This is a genomic window from Labilithrix luteola (assembly GCF_001263205.1).
Taxonomy (GTDB): domain Bacteria; phylum Myxococcota_A; class Polyangia; order Polyangiales; family Polyangiaceae; genus Labilithrix; species Labilithrix luteola.
The window spans coordinates 6,278,110-6,293,178 of record NZ_CP012333.1; the positions used below are offsets into that span (position 1 = coordinate 6,278,110).

The window sequence follows — 15,069 nt, forward strand, 5'->3', positions numbered from 1 at the left end:
CCGAGGTGTCCGATGTCTATCGACGCTACGGGGTTGTCCTCGGCCGGCGAGCCCGGCTCTTTCTGCGTGACGATGCGCTCGCGCAAGACGCGGTGCAGGAATTCTTGACGATGCTCCTGAGGCGAGGAGAAGGAATGCGCGACGCCGAATCGCCCTGGCGCTGGATGTGCCGTGCGATGGATCGCGTGTGCCTCGATCTGCTCCGCCGTTCGAAGCGCTCGCGGGATGCGATGCCGCTCGACGACCTCGATCGGGTGGGACCTGCACCCGGCGTCGATGCTGCCGACCGGCGCGCCGTTCTCCAATCGCTCGAGCGTCTGAACGAGCAGGAACAAGCGATCGCGATCGGCGTCTTTGTCGACGGCATGAGTCAGGGCGAGGTGGCTGCCGAGCTCGGCCTGTCGCGTGTCACCGTGAACAAGTACGTGCAACGGATTCGCGCGGAGCTCATCGAGCAGCTCGAGAGCAATCCGTCGCTTCCCACGGAGGAGCCGTCGTGAGCGAGCATCCTTCATCGATCGCACTCGAAGCGTTCGCTTGCGGCGAGAGCGTTTCTACCGTTCGCGAGCATGTCGAGGGCTGCGCGGAGTGCCGTTCCTTCGTGGATCGCATGACGCAGGCGAGCGCGACGTTCGCAGCCGATGCGGGATCCATCGAAGCGATGCTCCAGCGCGCTTCGGCCTCCGCCGAGCGGCCGTCCGCTGCGCCCGACAACGTGGTACCGCTTGCACTCAAGAAGGCGGACAAGCGGTTGGCGCTGCTGCCGCTCCTCGCCGTCGCTGCCGGAGTGCTGCTCTGGCTGCGCATCGGCTCCGGCCCCTCGCCAGCGACGCTGGCAGACAATTCGACGGCGAAGGCTACGGACATCTCCATTCCGGGAGAGCCCGAGACTTCCTTCAAGGGCGGGCTGCTCCTTGCCGTGGTGCGCGAGCGCGCTGGCGACCAGACCCGATTCGTTTCGAAGGTCGGCATTCGTGGTGGCGATCGCCTTCGAATCGAGGTTGCACTCGACCGTTCCGCGACCATACTCGCCGGCGTGCTCGGAGAAGATGGCACGTTCTTGGACTTGATGCCCGAAGGCGTGCGCGCAGCGGGGACGCATTTCTCCGAGCAGGCGGCGCACTTCGACTCCGAGCCCACGCGAGGTTGGATTCTCGTCGGCTCGGCAGACGCCATCGCCCGTTCGAAGGCTGCGCACGCGCCTCGAGGGGACGTCACGGTGATGCGCCTCGAATGGGAAGGCCCATGAGCGTTCGGCGGTCGAGGGCGTGGGCGTGGGCGTTCGCCCTCTTGGCGACGTGCGGCGTATTCTTCGTCGCGCGCGTCGCGCATGCCGAGCCCGTTCGTCTCCTCGTCTCCGTCGGTCACAAAGACGGGCTCGCCGCCGAGCGGCCGCTCAGATACGCCGATACCGATGCTGCGCGCGTGCGCGACGTCCTCGTTTCGATGGGCGGCGTCGAGCCGAAAAACGCCGTCGTGCTCGCCGAGCCCACGGCTCCCGAGCTGTTCGGTGCGCTCGATCGGCTCAAAGCCGAAGCGCAGAAACGCAAACCCGAAGACGTCACCCTTATTTTCTATTTCAGTGGTCACGGTGATCGCGAGGCGATTCACCTCGGCGATTCGCGTGTTCCGATTGCAGACCTCTCCGCGCGCCTTGCGCAGATCCCGGCCGCACTCCGAATCGTGGTGACCGACGCGTGTCGTGCAACGCGCGACAAGGGCATGACCGCCGAGGCGGCATTTCCGATTTCGCTCGGGCAATTGCCACAAGCCTCGGGCAGCGTTTGGCTCAACGCGGCGAGTGACGGCGAGGCCGCTCAGGAGTCCGACGAGCTCCAGGGCGCGATCTTCACGCACTCGTGGCTCAACGGTCTTCGCGGCGCCGCCGACGCGAACGGCGACTCCCGCGTGACGCTCGACGAGTCATTTGCTTTTGCCCATTCACAGACGCTGCTTCGTTCTGCGAAGTCGAGCGGGGTTCTCCAGAAGCCCGAGGCGGTTCTCACGCTGAAGGAGACGGCGCCCGTCGTGCTGACGCAGACCGTCTCGCGCCTCGCCACCGTGTCGTTGCCCCCGCGCGGGATACCCACTATCTGGTCTACGCCGCCGGCGCGAAGAGCGTGATTGCGTCGATTTGGGGAGCGGGAGACCGCCGAACCGCACTTGCCGTGCCTCCTGGCCGCTACGTCATCCATCGTCGCATGTCGGGATCGGGCGGTATCGCGCAGATCGCGATTGGCCAGGGCGAAGAGCGTTCGCTCGAGGGGGCGGACTTCACCTCGGCCTCGCTCGAAGCACTCGCGCGTAAAGGCGGTGCCGCGGACGAGGAGCCTGATCACGTCGCTGCGGCTCCTGCGGGCCGTCATCACGAGCTCTCGGCAGGCTTCGCCGTCGGCACGAGCTCGCAGTACGGCTTCACGCAGTCGCCGCACGTTCGCTACGCGTATTCCTTTGGCCGCTGGGCGCTCGCCTTCGGAGGCGCCCTCGAAATGGCGAATGCCGAGGGAGAGATCACGTCGGAAAAGACGGTGACGCCAATGGGAACGGTGGCCGTCGAGCCTCGCTGGACCTTGGGCCGAACCCTCCTTCGCGTCGGCGGTGGGCTCCGCGCCGGCGCCATCATGCAGACGATCACGCGCAAGGACGCGAGCGAGATTGGCCGCGCCGGCTACCCCGCGGAGTCAAAAAATACCGCGTTCGTCTGGGGCCCCGAAGTCTATGTTGCGCTCCGACTGCTCTCCACGAGGAGCGAGTCGGTGGCCGGCCTGTTCCTGGATCTCGAGGCTCGCGGGAACCTCTCGTTCTTCCAACGTGCCGATTCTCTCGAGGCCGTTCCCGCCGTCTTTGGTGGCATTTCGGCCGGCTTGCGTTTCTGAGCACGGGAACGTTTTTCGTCGTCAGAGGACCTCGCTCGTGGTCCTCACGCGTCCGCCAACCACCGTGGCGAGTGCTTCGAGAAACGACGTTCGGAGCGGTCTCCAATTCGCGAAGCGTAGGGCGAGTGGAGAGACGAGCAGCGTAGGGTCGAACGACCATGAACGCAGCGGACTCTCCGCGCCGCAGTCGACGCAGACGAGAGGCGAACGGGGATCGCTCTCGAGCTTCGCGGCGGCGAGCATGAGCGGACCGCCGCGAAGGTGGAGGTTCGACACCTGACGATGGCAAGTCGGACAATGACCGGCGTACCCCCAACGCGCGTCGCCATGGATGTTCCACCCCATCACGAGCTCGATGCCGGTCGATGCGTGCGGATGGGAAGGGGACTCCGGCGATGCGGTCATCGCTTCGGTCGCCCGCTCGCCCGGAGCGAAGGCGATACGCTGTTTGAAGCGATTTCGAGCCTTGGCGAGCTCGAGCTGGATGCGTGCCTCGTCGTAGCCCACGGCCTCGAACCATGGTCGCAGGCGTGCCTCGGGGCTCTCTTCCGGAGCGAGGGCATCGCCGCGAATGCGCTCGTCATGCATCCAGCGAATCACCCGCTTGGCGGTATGGAGCATGGCGGCGTCTTCGAGATCGACGAAAGCCACGATTTGATACGCCTCACCCATCGGCCCAGACCCGCTCCTCGCGCATCCCCCTCGGTTCGGGCTACGCCACGCTGGAGCGGATTCTTCCCTCCACGACCTCGGAAAGTCGTCACCGCTTCGGACCACGCGGTCATCGAGCGTTCACGTGTCCGCCGCGAACGTCGGGATGATGGGATGCGATGGAGACGCGCCTGCGACGTGCTGCGGCGCGCAGAAATGGCGGAACGCTGGCCTTGCGCATGCACGGCCGTCTGTCCGTCGAGCATTAAGCTGAGCTATCGTCGTCACATGTCCTTCACGAAGGCGCCTTCCTTCGAGTTCGTTCTCAATGGCCGCTCCGTCCGGGTCTCCGGCGAGTCGACGAACGGTTCTCTCCTCGCGTGGCTCCGAAGTCAGGGACGCACGGGCAGCAAGGAAGGCTGCGCGGAAGGCGACTGCGGTGCCTGCACCGTGGCGTTGGTCGACACCAACGCGCGTGGCGAGCGCACCTATCGCGCCATCAACAGTTGCATCACGCTTCTACCGATGGTGGCCGGGCGCGAGATCGTGACCGTCGAGGGGGTCGCCCTGCCGGAGGGGCTGCATCCCGTGCAGGACGCGATGGTGGCCCACTATGGCTCGCAGTGCGGATACTGCACGCCGGGCTTCGTCCTCTCGATGTTCGAGGCGTACTACCGTACCGACGTCGGCGAGGGTGAGCGCGCGAAGGAGCGCATCGGTGATCAGCTCAATGGCAATCTCTGCCGCTGCACGGGATACCGACCGATTCGCGACGCGATGGTCGATGCGCTGGGGCGTAAGCGGCCTGGCGACGATCTCTTCCAGCTTCGTCTGAAGAAGAACGACGGCGCGATTGCCAAGGTCGACTATCAAAATGGAGAGCAGACGTTCCTGCGGCCGACGTCGCTCGACGAGCTCCTCGACCTCAAGGCCGCGCACGGCGCGAGGGCGGAGCTCGTGGCCGGTGCAACGGAGATTGGCGTTTACATCAACAAGATGTTCAAGCGCTATCCGCTCCTCGTTTCGACGGAGGGCGTGCGCGAGCTCGCGGTCGTCGAGAAGACGGAGAGTCACTGGAAGGTCGGCGGCGCGGCCACCCTGACGGCGCTCGAAGAGGCGCTCTCGGGCGAATATCCGATGATCGACAAGATGCTCGCCGTGTTTGCATCTCGGCAGATTCGGAATCGAGCAACGCTGGCCGGCAACGTGGTCACGGCTTCGCCCATCGGCGACATGCCGCCCGTGATGCTCGCCCTGGACGCGGAGATCGTTCTCGCGAACAAGGGCGGAACGCGGCGCATGCCGCTCGCCGAGTTCTTTCTCGGATATCGCAAGACGGCGCTCGCCCCGGACCAGATCGTTCGATCGATCGAATTCCCGCGGGCGCAGGTTGCTCCGGGAATCATACGCCGCGTAGAGAGCTACAAAGTCAGCAAACGCCGCGAGCTCGACATCAGCATCACGGCGGCGGCGTTCGTGGTGGACACGGACGCGGCGAACGTCGTCACGCACGCTCGCCTGGCCTTCGGTGGCGTGGCGGCCACGCCCTCACGCGCTCGCAAGACCGAGGCCTTCTTGCTCGGCAAAGCGTGGAACGAAGCGACGCTTGCCGGCGCTCTATCCGCTCTCGCCGAGGAGTTCGCGCCAATCGACGATCATCGCTCGGGCGCGGAGTTCCGGCGGAATCTCATCGCGGGCCTTTTCGAGAAGTTTTTCCGTGGTGAATCGAGCGCTGCACAAGACGCGCCGATCACGTTCGAGGGCGACGAGGAGGGCACCCCATCGGAGTGTCGCGTTCGGGAGGGCAAGGCGGATGGCCGGGCGCTCTCGCACGAGAGTGCCGTGGGGCACGTCACGGGGAGCGCGCTTTACGTGGACGACGTGGCCGCTCGTCGGGACATGCTCGAGATGTGGCCGGTGACGAGCCCGCATGCTCGTGCACGCGTGGTGTCGGTCGACGTCTCGCAGGCCGAGAAGGAGCCGGGCGTTTCGTGCGTGCTGACGGCCAACGACGTGCCCGGCACGAACGACGTCGGCGCCATTCGTCACGACGAGCCCCTCCTGGCCGCCGGCGAGGTGTTCTTCCACGGACAAATCGTGGCGGTCGTCGTGGGCGAGTCGTACGAAGCGTGCCGCCTCGCGGCCGCGAAGGTGAAGGTCGAGTACGAGCCGTTGCCTGCGGTGCTCGGTGCTCGCGACGCCGTGGCCAAGGGGAGCTTCCACACGGACACGCATACGATCGCCCGTGGCAACGTGGACGCCGCGCTCGATGCTGCTCCCTACGTCGTGGAGGGCGAGTTCGAGGTCGGCGGGCAAGAGCACTTCTATCTCGAGTCGCACGCGGCGTGGGCCGAGCCGGGCGAAGACGGAGAGATCTTCGTCACGTCGTCCACGCAGCACCCGAGCGAGGTGCAAGCCGTCGTCTCCCACGTCCTTCACTTGCCGCGCCACAAGGTGGTCGTGCAATCGCCCCGCATGGGCGGTGGATTCGGTGGCAAGGAGACGCAAGGCAACACCTGGGCGTCGCTCGTCGCGCTCGCCGCGCAGAAGACGGGGCGACCCACGCGCGTGCAGCTCGATCGGGATCTCGACATGGTCCTGACCGGCAAGCGGCATCCGTTCTATGCCAAATACAAGGTGGGGCACGACGAGCAGGGCAAGCTGCTCGGTGCTCGCGTTTGGCTCTACGCCGACGGTGGCTGGGCGCTCGATCTTTCGGAGTCGATCTGCGACCGCGGTCTCTTCCACCTGGATAATTCGTATTACATCCCGGCGGTCTCCTTCCAAGGGCGCGTGGCGAAGACGAACGTGGTCTCGCACACGGCGTTCCGCGGCTTCGGGGGCCCGCAAGGGATGCTCGTGATGGAGGAAATCCTCGATCGCATCGCCCGCCGATTGGGAATTGCTCCGGAGCGCGTGAGAGAGCGAAATCTCTACCGAGGATCGGGGGAGACCAACACCACGCACTACGGACAAGAGCTCGATGACGAGCGCATTCCGCAGATCTGGTCCACCTTGGTTCGCACCTCGCGTCTCGAAGCGCGCCGCGCGGAGATCGAGGCATTCAACGCGACGTCGAATCGAATCAAGCGTGGAATTGCCGTTACTCCGGTCAAGTTCGGTATCTCGTTCACCGCCACGTTCTTGAATCAGGCCGGCGCGCTCGTCCTCGTCTACCGCGACGGGACCGTGCAGGTGAACCATGGCGGCACCGAGATGGGGCAGGGCCTCTATACGAAGATTCGCGGCATCGCCATGCGCGAGCTCGGCGTGGCCGAGTCCCAGGTTCGTGTGATGAAGACGCAGACGGACAAAGTTCCGAATACGTCGGCGACGGCGGCCTCGAGCGGGTCGGATTTGAACGGCGCAGCGGTCAAGGCTGCTTGCGACACCCTTCGTGATCGACTTGCTCCGATTGCGGCCGAACTCCTGAGTGCCGAGTCCGCCATGCCGGTTCCAGCGAGCGCGGTAATCTTCGAAGCGGGCGTCGCGCGAGCGCCCCAGGTTCCAGGCATCACGATTCCGTTCGAGCGGGTAGCGGAGCGTGCGTACTTGAAGCAAGTCCCGCTGTCGGCAACGGGCTTCTACCGCACGCCGGGAATCGGCTACGACAAGTCGAAAGGCCGCGGCAAACCGTTCCTGTACTTCGCCTATGGCGCGGCGGTGAGCGAGGTCGAAGTCGACGGCTACACGGGAATGAAGCGCGTTCTCGCGGTGGACATCCTGCACGACGTGGGTGAGTCGCTGAATCCGAGCATCGACCGCGGGCAGATCGAAGGCGCCTTCGTTCAGGGCATGGGGTGGCTGACCGCTGAAGATCTACGGTGGAGCAAAGACGGCAAGCTCCTGACCCATTCGGCGAGCACGTATCAAATCCCCTCGATTGGCGACGCTCCACCGAGGTTCCGCGTGGACTTGCTCCAGAATGCAGCCCAGAAGGGCGTCATCCATGGCAGCAAGGCCGTTGGCGAGCCCCCGCTGATGTTGGCGATCAGCGTGCGCGAAGCGATTCGTGATGCCGTGGCCGCCTTCGGAGAAGGGGAGGTCGAACTCGAATCGCCCGCAACGCATGAAGCCATTCTCAAGGCGATACGGAAGATGGCGGCCGGCCGAGCCGCCCCGTCCTCTGCGAGGGCGGCGGAGTAGACGTCGTGTGCGGATACGTCGCGCTCCGCATGTCACGGCGCGACTGGCCCTTCGATCGCCCTCGTGTTCGCGGGTCAGGAGCCGAAGCTCATTGAGTCCACTCTCCAGCCCGGTCCTGCCGGCCCAGGTCGCGACGCATTGACGAAAAAGACGCCCACCGGCACGAAGTCCCTCCCCGGCGCCGCCGGCGAGTCCATCGCGAAGCTCGAAGTTCACTGACCCCATCGGCGCTCGTCGCCTCAGCTGCCTTCGCGCGTTCGAGCGTGGCGAGTCGCGCGCGTAGGGCTGGCGGGCTCGGCCCCCGCCACCCGTCGGTCGTGAGCCGCGGCGAGGGCTGGGGGCAGCCCCTGCCGATGGCGATCCTCGTCAGCGCGCATCGATTGGCGGCGCCGCACTCGCTGTCTCGTCCTGGGCGCTTTGCTTGGAGGGGCGCGATGACGGATCCTCTGGCCGCTCAGAGCGCTGAGACGCTTCGGCGGCTCTTTCTCGAACCGCGCCGGTGCACCTTCGGCTCGTTTCGTGTCGGCGGGTGCCTTTGTTCGCGAGTCTTCGTGCCGAATTTGCTGCGTGAGTGAATGGGGAAGAGGGAGTGCGCCCTGAGTCGATCGGCGGGGATCGGGGAGTGTGCGGACGCCAGCGGTAAATCGATACGGCACCCCTGCGAGCCCAAAGAATGTCGGGCGTAGGGAAGCGTGGAGAAGGGATGCTGCGGGTTCATCCGATTCGCCAACGCAGAAGGGCCGAAATTTCATTGTGCCGATTCAAATGACCGCGCCCTGGTCCCCTAGACGTTCACGCGATTCGAGAGCGACAGACCCGACGTGGGTCGAGCGGCTGTCACGAGGATGGCGTCAGCGCGTCCGAAACGAGGCGGGGGACGGCGCTCGCGGAAATCCATTGTGCCGTTTCATTCGGTCCCGGTCCAAGCTGAGCGCGGTGAAGTCGAGGCTTTTCTCCTCTCTGCTGATCTGTAATTGAATTTGCGAATGGTGTTGTTGTGGAAGTCCTCATTGCTGGTGTCAGTAGTGGTCGATGGGTAATTTGCCGGCTGAATGTTGAATTGTTATTGAATTGGAGTTGCTCGTGATTAAAGTGGCTGGACGATGGTGGGGCGGCGAGGGGCGGGGCGCGCCAATGGCGTGAGGGGGCGGCGCGTCTGTTGCGACGCCGCGGCTTGCAGCGAGATGGTCGTGCCGCAGACGCGTCGGCGCTCGCCGTGCAGCAGTCGTTCGACTTTCGAACGTCGGAGCAGTCGCGGCCACCTCGAGGCGGGGCGCGCAAGAACGCGGGCCGCAAGGCAGCACTTCAGCGCAAAGGATTCGAGGTTCACGGCATTCGACCCGAGCTGAATCGGAATCATCCAGTGCACGTGGTGTTGCGAGCGAAGGCGAACTCGCCTCGTCTTCGTCAGGAACGCCTCTTCAATGCGATTCGTCGACGGATCGAGAAGTCAGCGCGCGAGGGCTTCCAGGTCATTCACTTCAGCGTTCAGCAAAATCATGTTCATCTCATTGTGGAGGCGTTTGACCGCAAAGCCCTCTGGCGCGGCGTCCCGCCAGCTCGCCCAGCGCATCACCTTCGTGGTCAATGCGCTTACGCGCCGCCATGGCTCTCTCTGGCGCGATCGCTATACGCGTCGGGATCTGACGAGCCTCCGCCAAGTCCGCAACGCACTCGTCTACGTACTGATGAACATCCGCAAGCACGCCTTCGAAGGCAAGGAACGCGTGCTCGCCGAACTCACGCTCGACCCGTGCTCCACCGCTGCGTGGTTCGAAGGCTGGGACCCGCGAGCCGGCCCCATGCTCGCCGATCTCCGCAAATCCCTCGCAGCCCGAAATCTCCTCGAATCCCCAGTCGCCCGCCCGCGCACCTGGCTCGCGCGCATCGGTTGGCAACGCCACGGCCTCGTTCTTCAAACGGAACGCCCCCGCTCCTCCGTGCGGTACTTATGAAGAGAGAAGCTGTCATAAGCGATCAGCCGAATCCCGGTTCCGCATGGCGCCTCGGCGCCATGCGGAGACACTGGCAGTACTCGGTCCACTTCGTTCGACATTTGGTCTGGTCTTCGCAAGTGTCGGCTCCGCAGGTGGTGGGGCTGACGCACGTCCAATCCATCCGATTGGAACCGAACAACTCGCGGCGCCTGGGGCGAACCAAGATCTCGAGTTTCTCGGAGATACACGCCGCTAGTCTTTATCGGCCATCCAGGAGCGCAGCCTCGCGCCCTCTCGGATGAACGTTCGATCGCCGATCTCTCGAATGCCGTGCCAGTTCTGACGAGCGCGATGGAGAGTGCCGTCGCTAGAACTGCAACAAGTCTCCCCCTTGACCAATCGGGCCTACGACACCTTCGCTGCCTTTGTTTCCGAGGCCAGCACCGGCCGGTCCCGCTTTGCCGCCCTTGCCGGGCTGGCCTGATGTGAGTGTCATTGACGTCCGTTTGGGGCCCGCCTTCGTGTAGGCGATCGCCGCTGCCGGGCCTCCTGCGCCACCGCCGCCGCCGCTGCCTCCTGCGCCATGGCCCCCAAAGCCACCAGCGCAGGCGCCTGCCCCGCCGTTTGCGCCTTCTTGGCCGTTCTGTCCGGTGCCACCGTCACCACCGTCACCGCCGTTTCCCGACGTGAGCTTCGAATCCACAAGCGTCACATCGCTATCAAAGGAAGCGAGGGCAAAGCTTGGTCCACCGTTTCCTCCGCCGGTACCCCCACCGCCGCCGCACCCGCCACATCCTCCCGAGCCGCCTCCGGATGAGATGGAGGACCTACTGCCCCCACCGCCACCCCCCTGACCTGGATTTCCAATTCCCCCCCTTTGAGCCTCCGCGCCCTTCTCCCAACCATTCGCCGTCAGCGAGCCAGACGTTGTTGCTCCAGCGCCTGGAGTCCCATCCCCGCGCCCGTTGGCCCCTGCCGTTCCAGGGAGGCACGCTGATGTGCTGTTCGCACCAGCATTCGACTCTCCTACTGCGGGCGTGGCTGTGCCATCGCCGGGCTGACCAGAATTCGGCCCTCCCGCGCCGCCTCCCGATTGCGTCTTGCCATCGCCGCAGGGGTCGCATGTTGGTGCCGCGCCTCCCGTTGCGCCGCTTGCGTTTACGCCCGTGGCAGCGACGCCGGTCCAGTTGGAGTGAGTAGTGCCCGGGCGGCCAGGTGCGCCGTTACCTGACGCAACGTTGCTTCGCTTAACGGTTAGCGTCGAATTGGCGACGAGGAGGCCGATTGCCGGATCGCCGGGGGTCGACATCTCCGCAACGCCGAGCGCGTCCAGATCAGAGAGCGTGATGCCCGGCGCCTGGACGTCACGAACCGTGACGGCGATTCCCTTCGGCGGTCGGATGGTCGCCTTGGAACCGTTGCTGCTGAAGTCGGTGCAGGCAAATCCGCCGTAGATGCTCACGACATACGAGGTCGAGATGTTTTCGGTATACGTGCCCTCGCAGACATAGACACGCGGAAGACGGTTGTGATTCGCGAGGTCGAGCGCCTTGCTGATCGTCTTGACGGGCGCCTTGCTTGTACCGGCTTGACTGTCATCCCCAGACGGCGAGACGAACACACCGTAGGCGTCGACGACGCAATTGGGGGCGTCTTTCGGATCAGCGTTCGGGTCACAATCCTTGGGTGGGTCGACCGTGCTGCCGTCACCTCCGCCGTCACCACCGCTGGTGGTGGCACCAGCGCATAGGCCGAAATCGCAATCGTCACCGGCGGTGCATGCGGGAATGCCTGCGACCGCTGCCGCGGCGATCAAGCCAAGAACAACTCGACGCATCCTCTCAACCCTTCCTCAGAACCGTCCCACGAAGCTCGCTCCGCCGTAGCCAGGAGCAACGGATGGCACCAGCCGAGCGGAATCTTTCTCTTTCGACGACTTCGGCCAGAAGAAGACCGTGGCGATTGCGCCTGCAGCGAACACTCCGCCAGCAATCGCTGACACGGTGGCAATGGTGAGATTCGAATCGCGATCGTCTTTCAACGAGCGTGCGGTCGAACACGCCGCGCTCGTGACGCCGACACAGCTCGCGCCGTGCAGGAGGTCCCTCGCGTCGTCGACGTTGCCCTGGGCTTTGCCCTGGAACACGACCGCCATGATGCCACCGGCAACTGCACCGGCCGCGAGAGCGCTCACGGTGACGATGCGCGCGGTCGGCCATGACGTTTTCGAGCCCTCCGTGTGCGGGGGGTCGGTGGTGGGTGTGTTGTCGAAGACGAGTTTTACCGGCACGACCGTGCCGAGGGGGGCGTCGACGGTGACCGACTTGACGCGGCCTTCGAAGGTGGCGCTGACTTCGTGGCGGCCCGGGGTGACGGGGAGCGGTTCCTTCGGTGTCTCGTCGAGCGGCTTGCCGTCGAGGGAGAGTTTCGACCCGATGGGCGCGTCGACGTCGATTTGGCCGACTTTGCGGAGCAGGTCGGTGATGTTCTGCTTCGCCTTTTCGCGCATGGCGTCGTTGATGCGCGTGTCGTTGGCGCTGCCGACGATGAACTGGCGGTAGTGCTCGATCGCTTCGACGTCGTGGCCGGTCGCTTGCTCGGTGCGCGCGAGGTTGAAGAGCACCGAAGGGGCCTTCAAGACCGACGCGGCCTGGAGGAACTTCAGCCTCGCCTCTTCGTACTTGTACTTGTCGGCGAGCTCGAGGCCCTCCGAGAAGCGGGCTTGGGCCTCGGCCATGGCGGCGTCCTCGGCGTGGGCGAACGTCGGGAGTCCGAAGGCTAGAAGGAAGGTGGCAAGAAAGACGTGTCGTCGCATCGTCGGTCCGTCGGTTCGATACTCGATCAGAGGGCGCGGATGAAATCGTCGCGTGGCGGCGTGCTGGAAGGAGGCGCCGCGGTCGCGGGGGGCGTCGGGTTCGTCGTGGCGGGATGCGAACCTTGTGCCGGCTGTGGAGAGGGGGGCGGCTCGGGCGCTCTCGGCCGACCAGACATCGAGGCCGAGGGCGTCACCTTGTGGAGCGCCGGTGCGTCGAGATCGGGGGCGGCGGTGGCGGGGAGGATGACCGTGTCCGGAGTGGCCGGCGGAGGAATATCGTCCGGCGGACGCGCCGATCGCGTCGAAGCGCCCGAACCGCTGGCCGCCGTGAGTGTCGTCGCCGCCGTCGAAACGGCCGCGCTCGCCGTGCTCGACGAGGTGCGGGGAGGCGGATCGTCCGACGTTGCGATGTACGCGACGCCCGCGACCAGGATGCACGCGGTCACCGTCACGATGACGAGCGGTGCCCACGAAGGGAGGCCCTTGCGTGGCGCGAGGCCCTCGACGCGCTCGACGGCCGAGTTGATCTCGTCCTCCGTGTTCCGTCTCGGGACGAACGGTTCGGAGTTCTTGCTCGACGCGTAGTAGTCGACGAAATCGCGTGAGGCGCGGGCTCGGCGCGGGCTTCGGCCAGGGCGATCGAAGCCGGCGATGAGCGCTTCGGCCCCCTGACGATGCCGTGCGTCACGGGCCTGGGCGGCCGCAAAGACGTCCGTGGGCGTCACGCCGTCGCGTGTTCTCATCGGCGAATCGGGTGTGTCGTGACCCGCTTCTGCCGCGTTTTCAGCCGTCGGATCGCCTACTGCCTTCGTCATGCGACGTGGCCAGAAGGGTACCCCAGCGAATGCGCCCCGGCATCGTTTTGCGCGTCAAAATTTCCTGATGAAGTCGCTGTTCCCCGGCTTTTCGCCCGGAGAAGGTGCGGGCGACGGTGCGCTGTTCGCGCTCGGAGTCGGTGGAGATGCGGGGCTCGGCGTCGTCGTCACCGTTGAGTTCGTCGCGACAGGTTTCGCGCCCGCGGCTCCACTCGATGTGCCCTGCGATCGAGCGCCTCCGTTGGCCGCCTTGGGAGCCACCCTGGTCGTCGACTCGACTGGCGCGGCCGACACGGTGGGGGCAGATGCCGGCGCAGACGGTGCGGACGTCGCGGGCTCGGCGACGAGCACGTTCGTCGGCGGAGGTGCGGGGGCCGTCATCGGAGGAGGAGCGATCAGCGCCGATTCGACCGGCGGAGCATGCGCCGCGCGCCAGCGATGGACGACGACACCGCTCGTGCCGAGGAAGACGACTGCGGCCGTCACCACGAGAGGAACGAGTGCCGGGTTTCGCTCGGAGTTGCGACCGCGACGAGCCGTGTCCGATGCCTGCGATGCGAACGTGTCCGTGTCGACGTGTTTGGCTGCGAGTGCACTCGCGGGTGCTCCCAAGCCAACGTCGGTCTTGGGGGCGTCGAGGGTCGCCGCGTTGGAGAGCGGCGGTCGCGGCGTGGCGAGCGGCACGTTCGGCTTCGGCGCCGACCTGCGTGGCTTGTCCGCGAGACCCGTTTCGTTGCGTGCGACGAGACCGTCGAGAAGCGCATCTTCGCCGGGGGAGGTGCCATCTTGGCCCACGCCTCGGAGCGTGTTCTCCCCATGGAAGCGAGCCTCTCCCGGCACACCGACGACCGGCACTTTCGGCGGTTCCCGATTGGACGCGCGCGCCACGCCGCCCACCGTGCTGAGCACACGTGCGAGCGGTCCTTCGCTCGTGCGGTCGTTGGGATCCTTGCCGTCGTTCGCCCATTCGAGCTCGTAGAGCCGTTCGGCGAAGGCGTAAGCGTCGCGCGGGCGCTGGCGCGGATCCTTGGCGAGCGCCGATGCGATGAGCTCGACGACCGACGGCGGTACCCATGGCGCGAACTTCGAGACCGGCGCCGGCGTCTCCGTCATGTGGGCCTGGGCGATGCGCGTCCCCGTGTCGTGATGATCGAAGGGGCCGCAGCCGCACAGCATCTCGTAGAGCACGAGCCCGACGGCGTAGAGATCGGTTGCAGGGGTCGCGCGCAAACCACGGATCTGTTCCGGGGCCGCGTAGCTCCAGGTCCCGACGAAGGTGCCGTCGTGCTGGCGATCGGAGAGAGCCACGACGCCGAAGTCGATGAGCTTCACGACGGGCTCACCGTGACGCGGCGCATGGAGAAAGATGTTCTCCGGTTTGATGTCGCGATGGACGACCTGGATCGGGTTCGTGTGCGCGCAGTGCAGCGCTTCGAGCAGCTGGCGCGCGATCTCGAAGGCCACGCGCGGCGGCACGCGACCGAGAGCCCCGAGGACGTCGCGCACGGTCTGGCCGTGCAGAAGCTCCATCACGTAGAAGGGCGTGCCGTCCTGGAGCGTGTCGTAGTCGAAGACGCGGACGATGTTCGGGTGATCGAGCTGCGCGAGAACGCGGACCTCGTCGAAGAATCGCTCGCGGAACTCCGGATGGGAGCTCAGGTCCGTGCTCATCAACTTGAGCACGCAATGGATCTCCGGCGGCTTGACGACGCGATAGACGACGCCCATTCCGCCCACGCCGAGTTGCTGGACGACCCGGTACTTCGTCCCGGGCAGAACGTCGCCAGGATGGAGCTCGGGACCACGTGCGGGCATCGACGACAATGGTG

At 65.7% G+C, this 15,069-nt stretch carries 11 protein-coding genes; 6 read left to right on the plus strand and 5 right to left on the minus strand.

The genetic code is table 11. From position 1 onward, the window contains the following. Positions 1 to 5 precede the first annotated feature (5 nt). From AKJ09_RS27360 to AKJ09_RS27375, 4 genes are read left to right on the plus strand one after another with little or no spacing between them, the layout of a single operon-like run. On the plus strand, positions 6 to 500 hold the full coding sequence (locus AKJ09_RS27360) for an RNA polymerase sigma factor (RefSeq protein WP_240488967.1): 495 nt from the start codon (positions 6 to 8) through the stop codon (positions 498 to 500). Then, a complete protein-coding gene (locus AKJ09_RS27365; RefSeq protein ID WP_146650753.1) occupies positions 497 to 1,249 on the plus strand; it encodes a hypothetical protein in 753 nt (250 codons plus the stop codon). Before AKJ09_RS27360 ends, AKJ09_RS27365 begins: the two co-directional genes overlap by 4 nt. Then, the gene (locus AKJ09_RS27370) at positions 1,246 to 2,124 is read left to right on the plus strand and encodes a caspase family protein (RefSeq protein ID WP_169927910.1); all 879 of its coding nucleotides are present in this window, start codon (positions 1,246 to 1,248) and stop codon (positions 2,122 to 2,124) included. Before AKJ09_RS27365 ends, AKJ09_RS27370 begins: the two co-directional genes overlap by 4 nt. Then, positions 2,121 to 2,876 carry a hypothetical protein gene (locus AKJ09_RS27375; RefSeq protein ID WP_146650757.1) on the plus strand — a complete coding sequence of 252 codons (756 nt, stop codon included), beginning with the start codon at positions 2,121 to 2,123 and terminating at the stop codon, positions 2,874 to 2,876. Before AKJ09_RS27370 ends, AKJ09_RS27375 begins: the two co-directional genes overlap by 4 nt. A gap of 21 nt (positions 2,877 to 2,897) precedes the next feature. Here AKJ09_RS27375 and AKJ09_RS27380 read toward each other — a convergent pair whose 3' ends face one another. Then, on the minus strand, positions 2,898 to 3,527 hold the full coding sequence (locus AKJ09_RS27380) for a hypothetical protein (protein WP_146650759.1): 630 nt from the start codon (positions 3,525 to 3,527) through the stop codon (positions 2,898 to 2,900). Between the two features lie 288 nt (positions 3,528 to 3,815). Between AKJ09_RS27380 and xdhB the strand changes: the two genes are divergently transcribed. Together xdhB and AKJ09_RS55030 are read left to right on the plus strand one after the other, a co-directional pair. Next, complete coding sequence (xdhB, locus tag AKJ09_RS27385; protein WP_146650761.1) at positions 3,816 to 7,673, plus strand: xanthine dehydrogenase molybdopterin binding subunit; 3,858 nt, start codon at positions 3,816 to 3,818, stop codon at positions 7,671 to 7,673. 1,523 nt (positions 7,674 to 9,196) lie between these two features. Beyond that, positions 9,197 to 9,628: a hypothetical protein gene (locus AKJ09_RS55030; RefSeq protein ID WP_240488601.1), complete on the plus strand. Its 432-nt coding sequence runs from the start codon at positions 9,197 to 9,199 to the stop codon at positions 9,626 to 9,628. 349 nt (positions 9,629 to 9,977) lie between these two features. On the opposite strand, the gene AKJ09_RS53340 is transcribed toward AKJ09_RS55030, so the two are convergent. From AKJ09_RS53340 to AKJ09_RS27415, 4 genes are all read right to left on the minus strand, one after another. After that, on the minus strand, positions 9,978 to 11,447 hold the full coding sequence (locus AKJ09_RS53340) for a hypothetical protein (protein ID WP_169927912.1): 1,470 nt from the start codon (positions 11,445 to 11,447) through the stop codon (positions 9,978 to 9,980). Positions 11,448 to 11,462: 15 nt separating this feature from the next. Continuing rightward, positions 11,463 to 12,425, minus strand: a complete 963-nt coding sequence (locus AKJ09_RS27405) for a peptidase associated/transthyretin-like domain-containing protein (RefSeq protein WP_146650765.1) — start codon at positions 12,423 to 12,425, stop codon at positions 11,463 to 11,465. 26 nt (positions 12,426 to 12,451) lie between these two features. Beyond that, positions 12,452 to 13,168, minus strand: coding sequence for a hypothetical protein (locus tag AKJ09_RS27410; protein WP_146650767.1), 717 nt, complete (start codon positions 13,166 to 13,168; stop codon positions 12,452 to 12,454). 126 nt (positions 13,169 to 13,294) lie between these two features. Then, a complete protein-coding gene (locus tag AKJ09_RS27415) occupies positions 13,295 to 15,055 on the minus strand; it encodes a serine/threonine-protein kinase (RefSeq protein ID WP_169927913.1) in 1,761 nt (586 codons plus the stop codon). Between the last annotated feature and the right edge of the window lie 14 nt (positions 15,056 to 15,069).

What these genes read in the sequence shown, in the direction of transcription:
- xdhB (WP_146650761.1), top strand. Translation starts at nt 3,816, where the DNA reads ATGTCCTTCACGAAGGCGCCTTCCTTCGAGTTCGTTCTCAATGGCCGC.
- AKJ09_RS53340 (WP_169927912.1), bottom strand. Translation starts at nt 11,447, where the DNA reads ATGCGTCGAGTTGTTCTTGGCTTGATCGCCGCGGCAGCGGTCGCAGGC.
- AKJ09_RS27370 (WP_169927910.1), top strand. Translation starts at nt 1,246, where the DNA reads ATGAGCGTTCGGCGGTCGAGGGCGTGGGCGTGGGCGTTCGCCCTCTTG.
- AKJ09_RS27415 (WP_169927913.1), bottom strand. Translation starts at nt 15,055, where the DNA reads ATGCCCGCACGTGGTCCCGAGCTCCATCCTGGCGACGTTCTGCCCGGG.
- AKJ09_RS27405 (WP_146650765.1), bottom strand. Translation starts at nt 12,425, where the DNA reads ATGCGACGACACGTCTTTCTTGCCACCTTCCTTCTAGCCTTCGGACTC.
- AKJ09_RS27410 (WP_146650767.1), bottom strand. Translation starts at nt 13,168, where the DNA reads ATGAGAACACGCGACGGCGTGACGCCCACGGACGTCTTTGCGGCCGCC.